We start from the raw sequence: 19,887 nt of genomic DNA on the forward strand, positions 1-19,887 counted from the left end.
TGTGCCTGACTTTTCAGATCACCTGAGAATCTGCCAAAGTATTAATACGAGTAATGTAATTTGTCTGCACTTGTCTATACTAAGACTCGATGAAGACTAATTTGCTGTCCCACCATGCTAGTGCTTGTCTTTGTGACGTTGACTCCTTACCATATCGGCTTTGCTTGGCTCTGTGCATGCATTTGCATTGAGATTTGCTTCAAGCCCATTTTTAATCAAAGGATACGGTATGTTATTTAGCGACATTCTCGCCACACTCCCCAGTACTGATCATCTGAGTGCTATCGAATTATCAAATCAAGACAAGTTGATCGCACGCATAGAAAACAAACCTGGCTCAGCAGGTAGCGTACGTGTCTATCACGCTTTGTTTCAAGAATTTGGAGAAATCAATCACGCCGCAGCGAACAAAGGCTTGGAAATTTACGCGGAGCATACTAAGGATGCAATTGCGTTTCCCGGAAAGCATCCAAACATAGACAGACTGTTGGAGATCACTACAGCGGCATCGCCTGCTGATGCTGAACTGTCATTAGTGGTAAAACTGATTCCTGCCTAAATTTATAAACATCAACGCTATTCAAGCTTCGCAAAATACGGAGTTGAATAGCGTCCGATCTACAATGGTGCTACGTTCACTTGCTTGGCAGCTTATCAATCGCTTTCACTAAGCGATAAACGAACTCTATTTCTTCGTTAAAACCTTTGACGCTAATTCGCTCATCTCGACCATGTGCGCGTGAATCGTCCAGATCATCAAACATGGCATCGATACCATAAGTCGGCAAGCCTGCATTACGAGTAAATACACTGTCACTGGCACCTGCCGACATATTTGGCAAGACAATGACCTCGGGCCACATTCTTTTGGCGACGCTAGCAACTGCATTAAAGATCGCTGGAGATGGTGGTGACTCGGGAGTCGGTTTCGCTGCAGTGATCACTGAAATTTTAATGCTGTCGTCTTGCAAGACTTTACGTAATTGCGCTTCAACCTGAGCTTGTGATTCGCCGGGAATGACACGACATTGCACCGTCGCTCGCGCTCGTTGCGGCAACGCATTTTCCGCATGACCGCCACTTATTTCGGTGGTGGTACAAGTGGTGCGCAGCATGATATTGGTCTCCACTTCTTGCGACAAACGACGCACTGCCGCCTGATCAGGTTTGGCGAGACTGACTGCTAGCATATCTGCTTTTTTCTGACCGCTTTCTAGATTCGATCGTCCAGCAAAATAAAGTTTTACTGTATCCGTAAGATGCAAAGGGAAATTAAACCCAGATAATTTGTGCAAGCCTTTCGCCAAGCGATCTATTGGATTGTGTGCAGTGGGGCGGGAGCTGTGTCCACCTTTATCAGTCACTTCTAAGCCAAAGGTCAAAAAGACTTTTTCGCTAGTTTGCGCTGTCAAATACAATTTGCGCCCGTTTTTAATCGCCGCTTCTCCTGCATCGGGATTGATCACCAAGCTGGCATCAATCAATGCTTTATGTTCTTTCAACAGCCATGCAACGCCATTCGCATTACCTTCTGCTTCTTCATCGGCGGTCAGCGCGAGGATAATGTCGCGCTGTGGTATGAAGCCCTCTTTCTTAAGGCGCAACATCGTTGTGACGTAGGCCGCAGCCTGTCCCAGCATGTCAATCGTTCCGCGACCGTATAACCAACCATCCTTTTCAGTCAACGTAAAAGGATCGAAATTCCAGTCTTCACGTTTAGCGTCGACCACATCTAAATGGCCAATATACAAAACTGGTTTTTCCTGAGTGCCTGCATCTCGCTTTCCACGCATTCGCACTACCACATTGCCCTTAGTAGGATATTCTTTTGGTGCCAGTACTTGCACTTCATCGTGACTATAGCTGCCAGCAATTAAGCGATCTGCGATCATTTGCGCTGATCGTGTAGAACCATTGGCGTGTATGGATTTAGCTGCGATCAGATCTCGTAGAATGTCGCGAGCTTGTGTCGCACTTTCTGGCGATGCCTGGATCGACTGCTGAGCCAGCGCTGTCCCACTCGGGCCCAAGCACATGAAACCTATTCCTAGGCTTAATACACAAGTCAACAAGGGCTTTTGTAAAAATTTTTGATTGTACTTTGATGGAATCTGAACTGGCATTTTGTATCCTTATTTTTATCGGATTTGGAGTGCGTTGTGAGATGCCATCTAAACATAGCCGCAAAAAAAAACATAGCGCTTTCAATACAAGTATCCCTCTTAAACAACACCCATTGAATTAGAAATTTGTTTTTGTTTCCCAACACTTTTTTGAGCATTCTTGTGATTAGAAACAATTCTCTAATCATAAATTCTCGCTACGATCTCATAGCAAAAAGCATTTTTAACCTATCTCAAACACTATTTTTCAGCGTGCTTTTTTGTTGCATCGCAAATTGACCTGAGACAGCACGATTTTGATAATCGCGAACAGACCAGTTGACCACTATATTTAAAAAAGACTGGTTTTCAGCGTGCTGTCAGGTACAACAAAAACTTCCTTCGCTTGTCTTAGTTTGTTTTAATAAACCTGAGCAGTTTCTTCGTTTTTCATTCAAGTAGTACTCAATGGGAGTCGCATGATGAAGTTCAAACGTTTATTCTTTTCCTTGGTTTTACTCGCAGCAAGCGCGATGTCAAATATCGCTAGCGCCGACAATTACAGTTTATGGATCAATGGTCGCACTGGTGGCGGTGTGGTTGGCAACTATAATAGTTTCACTTATTGGGGGCCTGCAACAACCGCTGCAGGCGTCAATAAAAAATCTGTTAACTGGGATGGTTACAATAGTATTGCCTCACAAAATGGCAAAATCCGCGACGCATTAGATTGCTTTTGTACCGGCAATAACTGGTGCTATATCGCTACGCACAGCGCCGGTGATTTAATGCTCGGTTATACGCTCGCCAACTACGGTAGCACTTCGCGTATGAAGAAAAATGCTTCTGCAAATTCCTCAGGTCAATGCGGTAATAGCGACGGTACTGCACAAACTGGTTGGAATATTAAATGGGTACGCGCTGCATCCGGCGCGGGTGGCGGATCAGAATTATCCGATGCTGGCTCATGGGCAGTATCAGAGCCCTTGGTCAAAGATTTGAAAACTGCAACAGCACGCGCCATGTATAACCACAACAATACGGCGAATGTTTGGTTCTATATGTATGCTGGTGCCAAAGGTACCGTGTATTCAGGCATCTTACCAGGCCAGGATGATGAAGCGGTGGCCTATCATAGTAGCGGCGGCGTAGCGGGTTCTGCTGGCAGCTCCCTGTGCAATCCCAGTGATTGGTTCTGCAATGATCTGACTTTGGGGACAGCGGCCAACGAAGGTGGCTCGGTGAAGTGGTCGTTCCACTCAGTAGCCTTCCGGGACGATAATGAGGCCTACAATCATTACGCCAACAGCAACTGGCAGGGCATTATTTCGGTGGTTCGAAGTGCGATGGTCAGTAGTGCACTTTGATACTATTGTAGCGCGATCTTAATGATATGTGGTGCATTCGCCAAGACTCCAACTCTTGTGTGAGTGCTCCACTGCCCCCTGCTATCGTCATATCAAACCACATTCATGTCCTCTAAAAAAACCACAAGTAGAATCGAACGATCGCCCACGCTTAACTCAAGAAAAAAATCTTGGGTTGCGATATATTTGTTGAGTGCGGTGCTACTGCTATGCCTTGCAACTTTCATCTGGTCGCGTGTATCAGCCAACGACAAAGATGCCACACACACTCGAAACAATGCAATTGCATCAAACGGAACGAACACAGATAAACCCGTTCATACACCAGTACCTGCCACGGCAACGCTTCCGAGCCGGGAAACAATTCATAAAAATCTGGTGCGCCAATTAGAGGAAGTGGATCACACCTTATGCAGCTATCGTGAGAGTAGCAAATATCCCTTGAGTTCGCGACCAATCTCAGAGCATCCTGACCAAGTTTATCCCAATCAGGCAGTAAAGGAATCGCATGCCATGCGCAATAAAGATGGCAGCAGCAATTCATCAATTCAGATTTCGACCAGTCAGTCGCGGGTCTATATGGCTGCACGTGAATCGGTCACTTTCAGCATACAAGCGCTCGATAAAGATCTGCAAATGATACCGGTTTTCGTTAATCGCGCGGTCGCTTCTGGACTGAATTTCAATAATCATCCGGCCCCCACTCAAATCCCAATGGCATTAGCCGACAATGGTCGCGATGGTGACCTTATCCCGAACGACGGCATAGCAGGCGGCACACTTAGTCCAGGCAGTAATGGCTTTGCTGGGTTTAATGGAACGATACGTACCGAGGTTAATTTCACTGTCAATGGGCAAGTCGGTGTTGTGTATTTTGATGTGATCTATTCACCTGAATTACCAGCAATCTGGGCGGGTAAGATTCGTGAAGTCATTGAAAATGGTAACTTAGTCTTTTATCTGCCGATCGACGTACAGCAAGCCGGACGCTACATTGTCAATGCGAGATTAGATGATGCCAAAGCCGCGCCATTTGCACTACTCAATTTTAATGAGGTTTTGCCACTCGGACGCAGTGAAATCCGCCTGAGTGCGGCGGGCAATCTACTAAGAGATAATCAAGCCGCTTTCCCTATGAGCTTACGCGACATAGACGGCTATCTACTCAAAGAAAATATCGATCCGGATCGTGCTTTGATAGCGCGCATGGAAGGCGTCGCACATGTCAGTAAGAACTATACTTTAAAGAGTTTTTCAGACGCAGAATGGAACGGGGAAGAACGCACTCGTCACTTGAGAGAATTCGCGAAAGATCTAGAGTTGGCCAAAGCTGCTTTAGTCGCATTTGATCCGGAACAAGCGCAGCGCCCATTTCCGCAAAGTGGCTGTAGTTTGAAAGGGGCAAAGGCTCTGGCGAAACTGTGATTTTTGGCGATATCACAGGCTACAAACAAAAGAGACTGTTCAAGAACAGTCTCTTTTGTTTAGTCTAAGGTAATTTTCCAACTGCACCGCTGTCGACACTTAACCATCTTGATTGATACGCTGTATTAAAGTCGCCAAGATTTGTTCCGCTTTATCATTATCGACCTGGCAGGTACCTGCATTCTCGTGACCACCGCCGCCATATTCCAGCATCAAGGCACCAATATTGGTTTTTGAACTACGATTCAATATCGATTTACCAGTCGCGAAAACCGTATTCTGCTGTTTCAATCCCCATAAGACATGGATAGAGATATTAATTTCGGGATACATCGCATAGATAACAAAGCGATTACCTGCAAAAATCACCTCTTCATTACGTAAATCGAGTACCACCAGATTACCGTGTAATTGGGAACAACGTTGAATTTGTTCTTTGCATTTTGCCGCATGTTCTTGGTAGATCTCTACCCGCTCCTTAACGTCGGGAAGTTCCATGATCTGTTCAATACGATGATTACGACAATAATCAATCAAATCCATCATCAAGTTGTAATTAGAAATGCGAAATTCACGGAAACGCCCTAAACCCGTACGCGCATCCATTAAGAAATTTAATAAATCCCATTTTTCGGGGTTCAGTACTTCTTCCCGGTTAAACTGAGCTGCATCGCCTTTATCGACGGCCGCCATCATCTCATCCCAATCAGCCGGAAAAGCGGAATGACCACCATAATGGTCGTACACCACTCGTGCAGCAGAGGGTGCTTCTGGATGGATAATATGATTAGTCCGCTCTCCAGGGTTGCGCAAGGTCTCGGAGAAGTGGTGGTCAAATGCTAGGTGCACGCCATGTACATACGGCAAATTGGTCGTAATGTCTTTTTCATTGACCTCGACCTTACCGTCTTGCATATCTTTAGGATGAACAAACTTGATGTCATCGATCAAATTCAGATGTTTGAGTAAAACGGCACAAACCAAACCATCAAAATCACTACGTGTAATTAAACGATATTTAGATTCCGCAGACATTTCACACCTCTATGCAAGAAGGAGTTTCTAGTCTAACTCAAAGCTTTCAGGATTTCGACAACTATTGCAAAGAAAATGAAACAAAAAATAGTATAAAAAAACCTCCATCAATTTCTATGGAGGTTTTTACAATCAACTCTGCGATCACGACGATCACGATAGAGCAAACTATTCCAACAAAATAGATGATCGCAGTTCTTACGCTTATTTTTTAATAACGAACCTGGCTACGATACACCAATTTAGTGCTACCTTCTGCCGGCACGTTAATTTTCCACACCGCGGTATTGCTCGCACCTTTTACATACGGGTGACTAGAACTCAATATCTGCCAATCGCCTGGCATAGGCTCTTGCACTGTCACAGTGACCGCTTCTTTCTTCGCATTTTTCAAGGTAATCTCATAAGCGCTCTCAAAGATATAAACGTACTTGGAAGAGCTTGCCATTTTCTTAAAGTCTGTTTGTTTCTTATCAGCGGTGACGTCAAAAGCATCACCTAATTTAAGTCTTACTTTCTCATTTTTAGGTGTGTGATCGACACTATCTTCGCCGATAAACTGTGCGTTACCATTGCTATCTTTCTTGTACACGCGGATCACACCTTTAGGCAAAGGCATGCCGAGCTGTGAGCTTTCTTTATTTTCAAACTCAATAAAGGCACCGATCTTCATTTTCTGACCCAGATCGCCGTAACTACCTTGATAGTAGTAATCAGCACCTTTCAGTAAGAACTCTTTACGTGCAGGTACCGCGGAGGCATTGAGCAAAGACACTTGTTTAGTTTGATTTTCGGCAATCGTGGTTGGGCGGTTCAAAGTGTATAAGTGGTACTCGAACAAGGATTCTTCTGCCATATTATCCATCTTCGCAAGCGGCGCTGCCGCCATCGCCCTTACGCTCGAACCAGTCACCACGACTCTTTCTTTAACCTGATTCACATCACCTGCCACCAACTGTAACTTGGCGTTCCGATAACTGGCACCGCTAGTATTAGTTAAAGTGACCCAGCCTGAAATATCCAACTTATCTTCAGCAGAATTGAGCTCAACCACATAGTCGGCTTTCCAAGCCAAGCCGCCAGTCAGATAACTCAATTCGACGTCTTGCGGCGCATTGTTGGTGTTGTTAAGCGACATGACCAGCGTCGGTCGGTCACGTAAATTGCTTGGCACATCGTTATAAACAATCCGGCCAGGTAAGCCAGTTTCTATACGATTGCCTATCTTCAAAACCACGCCATCGTTCGCTGCCAGTACCTGAGCGACTTCGCTTGTTTCGACACCGGTAGCAGGATTCGTGCGAATAATATTGACGCTCTGACCTACATACTTTTCCAATAACTTCTGAGGGGTCAGCAGATCGAAATCGAAATTTTGCTCTTGCACCGACAAACTACCAGGCGCTGAAATGCTACGCAATAAGGCTGTCTCTGGGCGCATTCTGGCACTGACATCACGAAACGCCAGGCTCGACACGCCACGCTTTAAACTTAGCTTACGAGTATCTTTAACCAAGGCCAGATTCTCGTTATAGATAGTCACCGCAACTTCACGCTGATCAGCTAAGCCTGTTCGTTGCTCGACTTCCTGTGCATACAGTGGGAGGCTAGTGGCTGCGCTCATAGCGAGCAATAGAGAAATACAAGAAGATGGACAATACATAGAAATCCTTACTGAGAGTTCACGACAAAGACGGTGCTAGCTCGGCAATAATTCGCAACTACACCACATACATATATAAACGCGGCACCAAGGAAATAAGTAGACGACTCAATAGCTGTAATACGATTAAAGCGACTAATGGGGAGAAATCTATGTTCCCGACAGGAGGAATAAGACGGCGTAAAGGCGCTAATAAGGGCTGATTCAAAGCTCTAATAACAGGTGCCAATGGTGCGTAAGGGTTAACGAAACTCAATATAGCCTCAAACACCAAGAGCGCCATCAAGCCATAGATAATCCATTGCAGTAGACGAACCACCGACAATAACAGTATTAATGCGACATTAAATTGTCCACTAAAGAGCGACTCCAGCATAAAAGACAAAACGGATACAAGGAAGGCCGCAATTAAACTTGCCCAATCTAATCCAAGAAATCCAGGTACGAGACGTCGAATCGGTTTTACCAACCAATCAGTTATTTGAAAAATGGCCTGCCCTAGCGAACTAGGAGGACGAATTCTTAAGGCTTGCATCCAAAACCGTAACAACAAGAATCCAGCGAAAATACCGGCGACGATTTCGATAACGAAGCTAAACATTTCAAACAACATGTATATGTCCTCAAAAAAAAACCCACTGGGTGATTAACACACAGTGGGTATTGTGCCTGAATAAAACCAGGCGTCCAAGTAAGAATATTACGCTGGACGAGTTCCAGTTGGGAAAGGCCAAGCTGCCGTTGGGCTGACAACTGTCTTTGCTTCTGCTGGAGCCGGTGCTGCTACTGCGGCTGGTTTAGCTGCCGCTGGTTTAGCTGCTGCTTTTTTCGCTGCTGGTTTTGCTGCGGCCTTTTTTGCGGCTGGCTTAGCCGCCGCTTTTTTTGCTGCTGGCTTCGCTGCTGGTTTTGCCGCTGGCTTCGCTACTGGCTTCGCTGCTGGTTTTGCCGCTGGCTTGGCTGCTGGTTTTGCCGCTGGCTTCGCTGCTGGTTTAGCCGCTGGCTTAACTGCTACCTTTTTAGCTGCTGGTTTAGCTGCTGGCTTAGCTGCTGCTTTTTTAGCTGCTGGCTTTGCCGCTGGTTTAGCTGCTACTTTTTTAGCTGCTGGCTTTGCCGCTGGCTTAGCTGCTGCTTTTTTAACTGCTGGCTTTGCCGCTGGTTTAGCCGCTGCTTTTTTAGCTGCTGGCTTTGCCGCTGGTTTAGCTGCTGCTTTTTTAGCTGCTGGCTTTGCCGCTGGTTTAGCTGCTGCTTTTTTAGCTGCTGGCTTTGCCGCTGGTTTAGCTGCTACTTTTTTAGCTGCTGGCTTTGCCGCTGGTTTAGCTGCTGGCTTAGCTGCTGCTTTTTTAGCTGCTGGCTTAGCCGCTGCTTTTTTAGCTGCTGGCTTTGCCGCTGGTTTAGCTGCTGCTTTTTTAGCTGCTGGCTTTGCTGCTGGTTTAGCCGCTGGTTTAGCTGCTGGTTTAGCCGCTGGTTTAGCTGCTGGTTTAGCTGCTACTTTTTTCGCTGCAGGTTTCGCTGCTGCTTTCTTTGCCGCCGGTTTCGCCGCAGGCTTAGCTGCTGCTTTCTTGGCTTCTGGTGCTGTTGCCATTTTGTTTCTCCTTCACGTTAGTCGGAAAAAAATCAGATTAAAGTTAAAATCCGCTCGCTTTCTGGTAAGCGGATTATTCATCGGCACAAACATGAATTCTGGTTGCGCTAATGAATTCGGCACCGACCTCATATTAACTCCCACAGGCTAATAAGATGGTCATATGGCTTTGTCGTTTGCCCCTTTTTATTCTTAATGACAGGCAGACCTTAACGATTTATGACAACAGCCAAAACGCTACTTGTAAAAACTAGCGTCGGAATTCTCTACTATTTAATGCTTAAATCAGCTTACACGTGATATTCGGACTAGAAATCCAGTTTGCAAAATTTCCAAACACAAAAGCGCAACACCCAGCCTCGCCGGGGTCGCGCTATTTAAACCTACCACATCGAATGAGTCTAAAAAAGTTCATTCAGTTTTGTGAAGCCTTTCTTGTTCAATCACTTTGGTCGCATTTTACTGTCTTTACGATTTCTTGTCTTGAACACTTTCGACTACAAAAAATTTATTCCCAGTTGAGAGCACCACCTGTTTGATATTCGATGACACGGGTCTCAAAGAAGTTCCGCTCTTTTTTCAGATCGATCATTTCGCTCATCCACGGGAAAGGATTTTCTTCATGTGGGAACAAAACATCGAGACCGATTTGTTGTGCGCGTCGATTTGCGATGAATCGCAAATAACCTTTAAACATTGGCGCATTCAAGCCTAGTACTCCTCGCGGCATTGTATCCTCTGCGTAACGATATTCCAACTCTACCGCACGTAAAAACAACGATTTAATTTCATCGCGAAATTCTGCGGTCCACAAATGTGGGTTCTCCATTTTGATTGTGTTGATCAAATCGATTCCGAAATTGCAGTGCATCGATTCATCACGCAAGATGTACTGGTATTGTTCAGCAGCACCCATCATTTTATTCTGACGACCGAGCGCAAGAATTTGTGTGAAGCCGACGTAGAAGAAAAGTCCTTCCATCAAACATGCAAAAACGATCAGCGAGCGCAATAGCGTTTGATCCGCTTCGATAGTGCCCGTCTTGAATTCCGGGTTTGTCAGCACATCGATAAATGGAATCAAGAACTGATCTTTATCACGTATCGACTCGACTTCGTTATACGCATTAAAAATCTCAGCTTCATCCAAACCGAGTGACTCAACGATATACTGGTATGCATGCGTATGGATGGCTTCTTCAAACGCCTGACGCAGTAAATACTGACGGCATTCTGGCGCTGTGATGTGACGATAGGTACCGAGCACAATATTATTTGCTGCCAAAGAATCAGCAGTAACGAAGAATCCAAGATTACGTTTAACCAAACGACGTTCGTCTTCAGTCAAGCCATTTGGATTTTTCCAGAGCTCGATATCGCGCTGCATATTAATCTCTTGTGGCATCCAATGATTCGCGCAACCTGCCAAATATTTATCCCAAGCCCATTTATATTTGAATGGGACTAACTGATTCACGTCCGTTTGGCCGTTGATGATACGCTTGTCCGCTGCATTCACACGACGACCAATTTCTTCTGGTGTCACGACCGTTGGTTTGGTCACCAAAGCAGGATTCAAAGCGACGTCTTGGGTTTGCATACGCGTTTGATACTGGTCAAACGCGGTTTGTGTTTGTGCACTGGGCTGCGCAACTGGTCGTGGTGCTGGCGCGGCTGGAGCTACTTCATCATCCCATGAAAGCATGTGATTTTCCTTACTATGTACTGTTGATGAGTTGGCGCTTATTAGTTAATACGTTTAAGCGTAAAACGAAAAAAGCGCCAAGAAAATGAACAAGCTGAATAAATTAAACAGATTCGATCTCTGCGCAGGTACAGCACAGAGACCAAACATTACATTTATTGGCAAGCTTCGCACTCTTCGAAACCTTGATCGCCTGGACGCAAATAGCAAGCTGCGCCGTCTGCCTCGATAGCAGATGCTGCTGCCACTTCTGGGCCGGCAGAATATCCACTATTGCCACCGTCAACAGCTACGGCATTCAATGCGCCTGTCTTACTAGTCGATTTCTCGGTATGGGTCGCACCTATTGTACGCAGGTAGTAGGTCGTTTTCAAACCACGCAACCACGCCAACTTATAAGTTTCATCCAATTTCTTACCGGATGCACCTGCCATATAGATATTCAAAGACTGAGCCTGATCTATCCATTTTTGACGACGGGAAGCTGCTTCCACCAACCAGGTCGGGCTAACTTCAAATGCAGTTGCATACAGTTCGCGCAAATCCTCAGGAATGCGATCGATCTTCGCTAAACTACCATCGAAGTATTTCAAGTCGGAGATCATGACGTCATCCCACAAACCATAGTCTTTCAAATCACGCACCAAATGCTCATTGATCTCCGTGAACTCACCGGACAAGTTCGATTTCACGTACAAGTTTTGGTAAGTAGGTTCAATACAAGCGGCAACACCAATAATATTCGAGATAGTCGCGGTCGGTGCGATCGCTACGCAGTTGGAGTTACGCATGCCATATTGCTTAATATGATCACGCACGATAGACCAATTCATCGTTTCCGAACTATCAACTTCTAAATAACCACCACGCTCTTCTGCTAACAACTTCACAGAATCTTGTGGCAGAATGCCGCGATCCCATAATGAGCCAGTGTAAGAACTATAACGGCCGCGTTCTTTCGCCAATTCACTCGATGCCAGATAAGCGTAATAGCACACTGCTTCCATAGACGTGTCGGCAAACTGCACTGCATCCATCGATGCATATGGAATACGCATCATGTGCAAACAATCTTGGAAGCCCATAATACCGAGACCAACCGGACGGTGGCGCAAGTTCGAATCACGTGCTTTTTTCACCGCGTAGTAATTAATATCAATCACGTTATCGAGCATGCGCATCGCTGTCGTGATGGTACGCTTGAGTTTGTCGTGATCCAACTTGCCATCTTTCATATGCGCTGGCATGTTCACAGAACCCAAATTACATACGGCGATCTCGCTGTCATTCGTATTGAGTGTAATTTCTGTACACAAGTTGGAACTATGAACTACGCCCACGTGTTGTTGTGGCGAGCGAATGTTACAAGGATCTTTAAATGTGATCCATGGATGACCTGTTTCAAACAACATAGACAGCATCTTGCGCCATAAATCTAGGGCCGCAACCTTTTTGGACAGCTTGATTTCGCCACTCGCCGCTTTTGCTTCGTATGCGGTGTAGGCTTCTTCAAACGATTTACCAAACTTGTCGTGCAGATCAGGTACATCTGATGGCGAGAACAAAGTCCAGTCACCCTTCTCCATCACGCGCTTCATGAATAAATCTGGAATCCAGTTGGACGTATTCATATCGTGCGTGCGGCGGCGATCATCACCAGTGTTCTTACGGAGTTCCAAGAACTCTTCGACGTCCATGTGCCAAGTTTCGAGGTAAGCGCAGACCGCGCCTTTACGTTTACCGCCCTGATTGACTGCAACTGCGGTATCGTTGACTACTTTCAAGAATGGCACCACACCTTGTGATTTACCGTTCGTGCCCTTGATATGCGCACCCAAAGAACGAACTGGCGTCCAATCGTTACCCAAGCCACCCGCATATTTCGCTAACAGCGCGTTTTCTTTGATCGCTTCATAGATGCCGTCGAGGTCATCCGCCACTGTCGTCAGGTAGCAAGAAGATAATTGCGAACGCTGTGTACCACTATTAAATAGGGTAGGCGTGGAACTCATGAAATCAAATGAAGACAACAAATTGTAGAATTCAATCGCGCGCGCTTCGCGGTCGATTTCATTCAAGGCCAAACCCATAGCCACACGCATGTAGAAAGCCTGCGGCATTTCGATGCGGATATCGCGGATGTGCAAGAAATAACGGTCATATAAAGTTTGCAAACCGATGTAACCAAATTGCAAATCGCGGTCTGCGACCAACGCATTTGCCATTTTCTTCAAATCAAATTGCGCTAATTTGGCGTCCAGCAATCCAGCTTCAATGCCTTTTTTGACAAATTTAGGGAAGTATTCACCATATTCTTCAGCGGCGTCTTTTTGCGCGACTTCTTTACCGAACACTTCTTTACGCACTGTATGCAACAGCAAACGTGCAGTCACCTGACTATACGCTGGCTCTTTTTCCATCATCGCACGTGCTGCCAAAATAGCAGACTTATGTAATTCTTCGACGGGTACGCCGTCGTACAGATTTTTGAGCGTCTCGATCAGGATCGCTTCTGAATCGACTAATTTTTCTAAACCTACACAAGCTGCTTTAATTAAGGCACGAACTTGTGCGATCTCCAACACCTGCGGACGGCCATCAACGATCACATGAATTTGTGGCACAGCGGCGTCTGGCTTGCCAGCAGCCTGCGCTTCCAACTGTTGACGACGCTCTTCCATACGTTTGGCACGGTACAAAACATAGGCGCGTGCCACATCATGTTCACCTGAACGCATCAACGCCAATTCAACCTGGTCTTGAATATCTTCAATGTGAAACGTGCCACCATTCGGTTGACGGCGCATCAATGCATTCACCACAGTAGATGTGAGCTGCTCTACCAACTCACGAATTCTCGCAGATGCAGCACCTTGACCACCGTTCACGGCTAAAAATGCCTTCGTTACCGCGATAGAAATTTTTGATGGTTCAAACCCAACAACCGCACCGTTGCGGCGAATAATACGATAATCGCCAAATCCAGCCGTAGGCTGCGCCTGCACTTGTGCAGATGTGCCGGCATGAGCAAAATTTGAGTCAAAAGGTGTTGCTGGGGATATTTCTAGTGAAGAGTGCATTTCGCCTCCAGGTTCAGGGTCTTATTAATGTAAATTAAATATAAATTTGCGATTTTTTCTGCTGATTTTGCTGCTGATCATGTAATGCGATGCTGATGCTGGTTTAATGCGGTGCTGCAATTCATTGATGATGCACAAAACTTGAACGACCAATTTGATATGAGCAAAGTAAGTGAATCCTACAGTTCGGTCTGAGCGCCTTTAAAAGCGCCAAACCATTTATTTTTCTCAGTCATTCAAGCGTATCAAACGGTAAAACGCTAAAAAAATAATTTTCGGAAACTTTCCAAAAAACACTATATCTAGTGCGTTTATTTTTATTTGCACTAATTCTAGTGTCTCGACTGCAAGTACGCAACCGCTTTTTAAAAGTTAGACTAGTTTTATTTCATTGATTTTGTGCAGTTCTGTTTGACATTACACAGTCGACAAAAGAATGCGGATTTGCACGTGAGTGACTACTAACATGGCTTGCTAATTCTTTGTGCACATGTGATCTCAGCGGAAATTTTTTGAAGAGTATTTATTCTTTAACGAAAAAATACGGAGAAGAACGCTAGGGCCAAGACTAATGAAAATAATTTGGCTGACGAAGTTAAATTGTAGGAAGTGTGGTTGGAGAAAACCAAAGACCTCGATTTTCAAACATCATAAGAACAGCACGAATCGACACTAGCATTTATATCAATTACGTAATACGCCATGCACCCAAGGCCTGCTGAAAACGAGCCCAATCAAAATAAGGGCCTGGATCTGTTTTGCGTCCCGGTGCAATCTCTTCGTGTCCAACGATATGTTCAATCGGGGAATGACGTAACAAAGCCTGACTAAGTTTAAGCAGGCTCATGTATTGAGCATCCTCGAACGGTTGACTATCGCAACCTTCCAACTCTATGCCTATAGAAAAATCATTGCATCCGTCTCGTCCTTGAAAATGAGATAGGCCTGCATGCCACGCACGATCGAGTACAGACACAAACTGTTGTACGCGCCCATCACGCAATATTAAAAAATGGCTAGAAACACGCAAGTCTCTTAGGCTAGCAAAACTTGTATGGGCGTCACAATTGAGCGTGTTTTGAAACAGCTCTTCTATATAGTTATTACCGAATTGCCCGACAGGCAGACTAATATTATGAATCACCAGCATGGAAATCGCCATCTGCTCTGGACGCTTACCAAAATTGGGGGAAACTAGCTGCTGAACTTGCAAGCACCAACCCTGTCCATCCATTTCCCAAGCATCTGCTTGAGTCGGCGGCAATACGAATGGATTAATCCGGCTCAACATCATTAATCTTCAATTTTTGAATTGAGTAACGTAATTGGCGGAAGCTGACACCCAACAATTCGGCGGCCTGAGTGCGATTATTTCTCGTTTGCTTTAAAGCGCTGCGAATAACTTCGGACTCTATTCGCTCAAGATATTGCGGCAAACTACATGGCAAAGCTGGCGCCAGAAATACCGATTCAGCTGTCGGCGCAGGCAAATCCGAATTGTGTTCGTCGACGAAGTTAGCAGTATCTACTAATGCAATTTCATCTAAGTTACTCAGTTCTGGATGCCGTTCGATTGACGAGTGTTCTTGTAATTCCTGCACTTCAGCTACTGGCGTTGCTGTCGGTTTCATTTCGTGACGCGCGACAGATCGTAATCCAAGGTCTATCACATCGATACAACCATCATTGGCAAAAGCGGCTGCACGTTCCAAAATATTTTCTAACTCACGTACATTGCCCGGAAAATCATATTGCTGGAGCGCAGCCATTGCCTGTTGGTTCAATGTGATCAGATATCCAGGACTGGCCAGCTTCAATAAAATACTTTTTGCCAGCTCGGGCACGTCGCTCAAACGCTGGCGCAGTGGCGGCAAGACCAACTCAATAACGTTCAAACGATAATAAAGATCTTGCCGGAATTTTCCTGCACTGACGCAGCTTTCCAAATTCTGGTGGGTTGCACTCAAAATCCTGACATCCACAGGTTCCTCGGAAGTTGCACCCACTTTACGCACTCTACGTTCTTGAATTGCGCGCAATAATTTTACCTGCATCGCTAGTGGCAAATCCGCAACCTCATCAAGCATCAGAGTACCGCCATTCGCTGCTTGAAAGAAACCATCTCTGTCGTCGTTCGCGCCTGTAAAAGCACCTTTACGGTAGCCGAAAAATTCGGCCTCCATTAACATTTCTGGGATCGCACCACAATTGACTGCAACAAAAGCTCTTTCAGCACGAGGGCTACTTCTGTGAATCTCGCGGGCGGCCAATTCTTTACCACTGCCTGACTCGCCGGTAATAATGACGGGTGCCATACTGCGCGCCAAACGACTTATTTGAGACCTGACCTGCTGAATCTCACTCGATTGACCAATTAAGAAAGAAGGACTGGAAGGCTTGGTAGCCACGATAGCCACCTCTTCGACTGGCTTCACATTTTGTATTTGTAAGGCCGAACGGACTAATTTGCGTAATTGATCTAAGGCGACAGGCTTAGATACGTAATCAAATGCGCCGGCTTTCAAGGCGACCACCGCATTATCAGTACTGCCAAATGCAGTAATCACTGCGATTGGTGTATTCTTATAACGTACATTAACTTCTTCTACCATTTCCAGGCCAGAGCCGTCCGGTAGTCGCATATCTGTCAAAATCAAAGAATAACTATGCTTGTTTAAGTAACGACGAGCAGCTTCCAGTGACTCCGCACTATCAACCTCCAATCCCATCTTTATCAAAGTGATCTCTAATAGCTCACGCAAATGCGCTTCGTCATCGATGACCAGAATTCTTGCCGAACCTGCGTTACCGGAATTATCCATGACTACACTCTTACTTTCTCATTCATGATTTTTCATTAGACGAAAAGTTAATCACAAAACGGCCGCCGGGTTCAATGCCAAAGCTCGCTGTTTCATCATTTCTATATTCATAGTCCAATAAAGCGTGATTATTCAAGCAAAGTTCGCGAGCCATATAGAGCCCTAAACCCGTGCCCTTACTCGACGTCGTGTAAAATGGTTCAAATAAATGCGCCCGGACTGATGAAGAAATACCCGGTCCATCATCTTGTATGTGTAACTCTCGCCGGTTGCCAGACGATATCTTGATAATCAGGCGAATACTGCCCGGTTTATTGCTGGCGTAACGCAGTGCGTTAGATAATAAATTCGTGACAACCTCGTGCAAATGACCTGGATCAAACACGATATGAAACCGACCTGTATCAGTGACATGAATAATTTGATCGGAAATACCGCGCGTTTCAACAAACTCCTGCACAATTTCGCGTAACGCGTCCATCAACAAAATAGGTCGCAAGTTCATTTGCGCTTTGCGCGACAGCTTTAAAATATCTTCAATCAATTGATTTAAACGCGTGACATTATCATCCACAATCTTCAGTAGACGTTTCGATTGAACTTCGTTATGCACGTCTTCACCTAATAATGAGGCAGCATAAGAAATCGAAGATAAGGGATTACGTACTTCATGCGCGATACTCGCGGTCAGGCGCCCCATCGACGCCAACTTTAATTGTTGCGCCTGATTCTCTATATCCGACACATTCTGGATAAAAATAATCGTACAGGGAGCGACCTCGCCACCGAGATGTTCGAAATCATATTCTTCGATACGAATAAAACGTAACTTAAGATGGGTAACCGCCTCATGCGCCTCTTCTGACGATGAATATTCAGATGACCGGTGCTTATCATCGGTAAAATTTCTCAGGACAACGAAGGACGCACCTTCATTTCTCAACCAGGTTGTACTATCAGGGCGACGACCAGCACTCCAAAGCTCGAGAGCTGATGCGATGGGTTCCAAACCGGGGATTTGTTCCAAACGAATCTTACTCCCAGCAGCAAAATTCTCTGGATTGACCCCAAGCATACGGTCAGCGGCAGGATTAGATTCAAATAATTGCCCTTCTTGATCTATCACCAGAACGCCATCATCCATATCCGCGATCACCGTGCGATTAATGGCCTGCTGCAGGGCTAATTCAAAACCACGTTGCATTGCCAGTTCTTCTTGCCCGATCAAATTTTTTGCCAAGCGGTTCAAAACATACACCACCGCAAAATAAGCAGCGCCATACAAGCCCGCACGCGAAATTAACTGACTATCATCGTTTTGTAAGACTTGATAGGTATTCACTAATAACATGAATAAAGAGACCGCGGACACAAAAAACAATGCCAGCAGCATGGGTGCCAAAATGCCTGCGCCAGCTAATGGGAACAAATACAAAATGACCAAGCCACTCTTGCTACCACCAGTGCCTACATATAAAGTAGAAATAACGATAAGATCAATCGCAATTTGGGCGACCAAGTGGAAGAAAAAATGCACCGGCCAACGCACTTTGAGTACTACAAACAACACTGCAATAAAGAGATAACTACCACCCAAAATACGTAAAGAACTAACATCAAATGACCAGCTATCTTGCAGTGACTTAAAATTCAACAACATCAACAAAACCAGCGCCATCAGAACACGTGAGGCATTTAGGGTCTGCAATGAGCGCCACAATGTCGCGCTAACACTAGCTTGATGCTGTGATGTAATCATTTAGCTTGAAGAACTGCCGGACGCCTGATCGGCGTGTTCGATACAACAGAAATTTTTCTGATGGCGTACAACGACTTCCGATGCTGGGAAATAAACCTGGCAATGTGCGCAGCTAAGCATCGCTTCGCTCTCTTTCCGGTTTGCGCTATAAGTCGAGCTCGCGTCAGCCCAATCATTTGAAGCAGTCTGTTCGGACCTCATCTTGTTCGATCTGGCGCGCAGATTTTTCTTGACCGCGAAATAGACCAGAGCGGCCAATATCAACCACATCAATAGCCTCATAACACACTCCGATGCAACAATACTTCCAACACAAAACGGCTACCGACATAAGCTAATAATAAACTCAGGAAACCAAACAGCGTCATTCTTAATACTGACTTACCGCGCCAACCGCGCCAATGCCGCCCTATCAGCAAAATGGCAAACAACAACCAAGACAATAAGGATAAGATAGTTTTATGATCCCATTTAAATGCGACGCCGAGAAATTGCTCAGAAAAAATAACCCCCGACAATACGGTCAGACTCAGGAATACAAAACCAAGCGACACGAGTAAGAACAATATGTGCTCCATCTTCAACAAAGCGGGCAGCCTATCTAACGCTTTTTCTAACCACGATTGGGTTTGTGCGCCACGTTGCGCACCGCGTCTGCGATGCAGATGAAAATCTTGTACATACATGACTAAGGCATGAAATGCGGCTACCGTCAGCGTGCCGTACGCAAGCAAGGCGATGCCGATATGCCAAGGAAACATAGCGGGTTTATACGCCAGCGCAATTATGCTACCTGGGAAAAACAAGGGCATGACCGCTGTGATCGCGGCCTGTGGCAATACCAAAATACGTAAGCCATCCAGAGAAAAATTACGGTTCTCGACCAGATAGACCAAAACTGAAATCCAGATCGCCGATGACCACATAACGGCAAAACCAATGCGTAGCGCACCGGGTTCATGCACACTTAAAGCCAGAGCCAAGCCGTGCAAACACCAAGCCAACGCAGTCAAGCCCAAACCTAAGAGATGCCGACTAGCAGGGATAAATGGGCAGATCACATATAGTAACGCTGCCGCCAAAGAGAAGTTCATTAACATACATTAAGTTTACACTAAGTCAGCTATTCTTTTCCTGCTTTCGTCGAGTTTCTGAGACAAGTCAAAATCTAAGCAAAGCACTCACTAACGAAGCAATAAATCCTCCAAAGAAACATCTGGCGTGCTAGGAGGACGGCATAATTTGCAAAGATAAGCACAATTACAACAAGAAAGAAATTTGACCCAAAATCACAGGGTCAAGCGCTTGACTAAGCGTATTGGCTTCTGGATACTGCGAAACACTCGG

At 45.5% G+C, this 19,887-nt stretch carries 15 protein-coding genes; 3 read left to right on the plus strand and 12 right to left on the minus strand.

Translation table 11 applies throughout. The features are described 5' to 3' along the window. Positions 1 to 229: 229 nt before the first annotated feature. Positions 230 to 559: a DUF2322 family protein gene (locus tag ACO0KZ_RS03050; protein WP_422992586.1), complete on the plus strand. Its 330-nt coding sequence runs from the start codon at positions 230 to 232 to the stop codon at positions 557 to 559. Between the two features lie 76 nt (positions 560 to 635). On the opposite strand, the gene ACO0KZ_RS03055 is transcribed toward ACO0KZ_RS03050, so the two are convergent. Beyond that, positions 636 to 2,123, minus strand: a complete 1,488-nt coding sequence (locus ACO0KZ_RS03055; RefSeq protein WP_422992588.1) for a M20/M25/M40 family metallo-hydrolase — start codon at positions 2,121 to 2,123, stop codon at positions 636 to 638. Between the two features lie 458 nt (positions 2,124 to 2,581). Between ACO0KZ_RS03055 and ACO0KZ_RS03060 the strand changes: the two genes are divergently transcribed. Continuing rightward, positions 2,582 to 3,469, plus strand: a complete 888-nt coding sequence (locus tag ACO0KZ_RS03060; protein WP_422992589.1) for a hypothetical protein — start codon at positions 2,582 to 2,584, stop codon at positions 3,467 to 3,469. 441 nt (positions 3,470 to 3,910) lie between these two features. After that, the gene (locus ACO0KZ_RS03065; protein WP_422992591.1) at positions 3,911 to 4,894 is read left to right on the plus strand and encodes a hypothetical protein; all 984 of its coding nucleotides are present in this window, start codon (positions 3,911 to 3,913) and stop codon (positions 4,892 to 4,894) included. 99 nt (positions 4,895 to 4,993) lie between these two features. On the opposite strand, the gene ACO0KZ_RS03070 is transcribed toward ACO0KZ_RS03065, so the two are convergent. The 11 genes from ACO0KZ_RS03070 to ACO0KZ_RS03120 form a co-directional block, all read right to left on the minus strand. After that, positions 4,994 to 5,929 (minus strand): exopolyphosphatase, encoded by a 936-nt coding sequence (locus ACO0KZ_RS03070; RefSeq protein ID WP_422992593.1) that lies wholly within the window; start codon positions 5,927 to 5,929, stop codon positions 4,994 to 4,996. A 211-nt stretch (positions 5,930 to 6,140) separates the two neighbouring features. Further along, positions 6,141 to 7,592, minus strand: coding sequence for a DUF4139 domain-containing protein (locus ACO0KZ_RS03075; RefSeq protein ID WP_422992595.1), 1,452 nt, complete (start codon positions 7,590 to 7,592; stop codon positions 6,141 to 6,143). Between the two features lie 58 nt (positions 7,593 to 7,650). Beyond that, positions 7,651 to 8,205: a YggT family protein gene (locus tag ACO0KZ_RS03080; RefSeq protein WP_422992597.1), complete on the minus strand. Its 555-nt coding sequence runs from the start codon at positions 8,203 to 8,205 to the stop codon at positions 7,651 to 7,653. Positions 8,206 to 8,292: 87 nt separating this feature from the next. Continuing rightward, on the minus strand, positions 8,293 to 9,174 hold the full coding sequence (locus ACO0KZ_RS03085; protein WP_422992599.1) for a transcriptional regulator: 882 nt from the start codon (positions 9,172 to 9,174) through the stop codon (positions 8,293 to 8,295). Between the two features lie 508 nt (positions 9,175 to 9,682). After that, positions 9,683 to 10,879, minus strand: coding sequence for a ribonucleotide-diphosphate reductase subunit beta (locus ACO0KZ_RS03090; RefSeq protein ID WP_422992601.1), 1,197 nt, complete (start codon positions 10,877 to 10,879; stop codon positions 9,683 to 9,685). A 155-nt stretch (positions 10,880 to 11,034) separates the two neighbouring features. Beyond that, positions 11,035 to 13,959: a ribonucleoside-diphosphate reductase subunit alpha gene (locus tag ACO0KZ_RS03095; protein ID WP_422992603.1), complete on the minus strand. Its 2,925-nt coding sequence runs from the start codon at positions 13,957 to 13,959 to the stop codon at positions 11,035 to 11,037. A 688-nt stretch (positions 13,960 to 14,647) separates the two neighbouring features. Continuing rightward, a complete protein-coding gene (gene ampD / locus ACO0KZ_RS03100) occupies positions 14,648 to 15,253 on the minus strand; it encodes a 1,6-anhydro-N-acetylmuramyl-L-alanine amidase AmpD (RefSeq protein WP_422992605.1) in 606 nt (201 codons plus the stop codon). Next, positions 15,234 to 16,781, minus strand: a complete 1,548-nt coding sequence (locus tag ACO0KZ_RS03105) for a sigma-54-dependent transcriptional regulator (RefSeq protein ID WP_422992607.1) — start codon at positions 16,779 to 16,781, stop codon at positions 15,234 to 15,236. Before ACO0KZ_RS03105 ends, ampD begins: the two co-directional genes overlap by 20 nt. 22 nt (positions 16,782 to 16,803) lie before the next feature. Then, positions 16,804 to 18,540: a two-component system sensor histidine kinase NtrB gene (locus tag ACO0KZ_RS03110; protein ID WP_422992609.1), complete on the minus strand. Its 1,737-nt coding sequence runs from the start codon at positions 18,538 to 18,540 to the stop codon at positions 16,804 to 16,806. Further along, positions 18,541 to 18,822, minus strand: a complete 282-nt coding sequence (locus ACO0KZ_RS03115) for a PP0621 family protein (RefSeq protein ID WP_422992611.1) — start codon at positions 18,820 to 18,822, stop codon at positions 18,541 to 18,543. Further along, positions 18,819 to 19,640, minus strand: coding sequence for a cytochrome C assembly family protein (locus ACO0KZ_RS03120; RefSeq protein WP_422992613.1), 822 nt, complete (start codon positions 19,638 to 19,640; stop codon positions 18,819 to 18,821). Before ACO0KZ_RS03120 ends, ACO0KZ_RS03115 begins: the two co-directional genes overlap by 4 nt. Positions 19,641 to 19,887 lie beyond the last annotated feature (247 nt).

Origin of the sequence: Undibacterium sp. Di24W, from assembly GCF_049340325.1 — a bacterium.
In the GTDB taxonomy this organism is placed as follows: domain Bacteria; phylum Pseudomonadota; class Gammaproteobacteria; order Burkholderiales; family Burkholderiaceae_D; genus Undibacterium.

Coding starts and splice junctions, on each gene's coding strand:
- ACO0KZ_RS03085 (WP_422992599.1), bottom strand. CDS start 9,174: ATGGCAACAGCACCAGAAGCCAAGAAAGCAGCAGCTAAGCCTGCGGCG.
- ACO0KZ_RS03110 (WP_422992609.1), bottom strand. CDS start 18,540: ATGATTACATCACAGCATCAAGCTAGTGTTAGCGCGACATTGTGGCGC.
- ACO0KZ_RS03120 (WP_422992613.1), bottom strand. CDS start 19,640: ATGTTAATGAACTTCTCTTTGGCGGCAGCGTTACTATATGTGATCTGC.
- ACO0KZ_RS03050 (WP_422992586.1), top strand. CDS start 230: ATGTTATTTAGCGACATTCTCGCCACACTCCCCAGTACTGATCATCTG.
- ACO0KZ_RS03055 (WP_422992588.1), bottom strand. CDS start 2,123: ATGCCAGTTCAGATTCCATCAAAGTACAATCAAAAATTTTTACAAAAG.
- ACO0KZ_RS03090 (WP_422992601.1), bottom strand. CDS start 10,879: ATGCTTTCATGGGATGATGAAGTAGCTCCAGCCGCGCCAGCACCACGA.
- ACO0KZ_RS03075 (WP_422992595.1), bottom strand. CDS start 7,592: ATGTATTGTCCATCTTCTTGTATTTCTCTATTGCTCGCTATGAGCGCA.
- ampD (WP_422992605.1), bottom strand. CDS start 15,253: ATGATGTTGAGCCGGATTAATCCATTCGTATTGCCGCCGACTCAAGCA.
- ACO0KZ_RS03070 (WP_422992593.1), bottom strand. CDS start 5,929: ATGTCTGCGGAATCTAAATATCGTTTAATTACACGTAGTGATTTTGAT.
- ACO0KZ_RS03095 (WP_422992603.1), bottom strand. CDS start 13,959: ATGCACTCTTCACTAGAAATATCCCCAGCAACACCTTTTGACTCAAAT.
- ACO0KZ_RS03060 (WP_422992589.1), top strand. CDS start 2,582: ATGATGAAGTTCAAACGTTTATTCTTTTCCTTGGTTTTACTCGCAGCA.
- ACO0KZ_RS03080 (WP_422992597.1), bottom strand. CDS start 8,205: ATGTTGTTTGAAATGTTTAGCTTCGTTATCGAAATCGTCGCCGGTATT.
- ACO0KZ_RS03115 (WP_422992611.1), bottom strand. CDS start 18,822: ATGAGGCTATTGATGTGGTTGATATTGGCCGCTCTGGTCTATTTCGCG.
- ACO0KZ_RS03105 (WP_422992607.1), bottom strand. CDS start 16,781: ATGGATAATTCCGGTAACGCAGGTTCGGCAAGAATTCTGGTCATCGAT.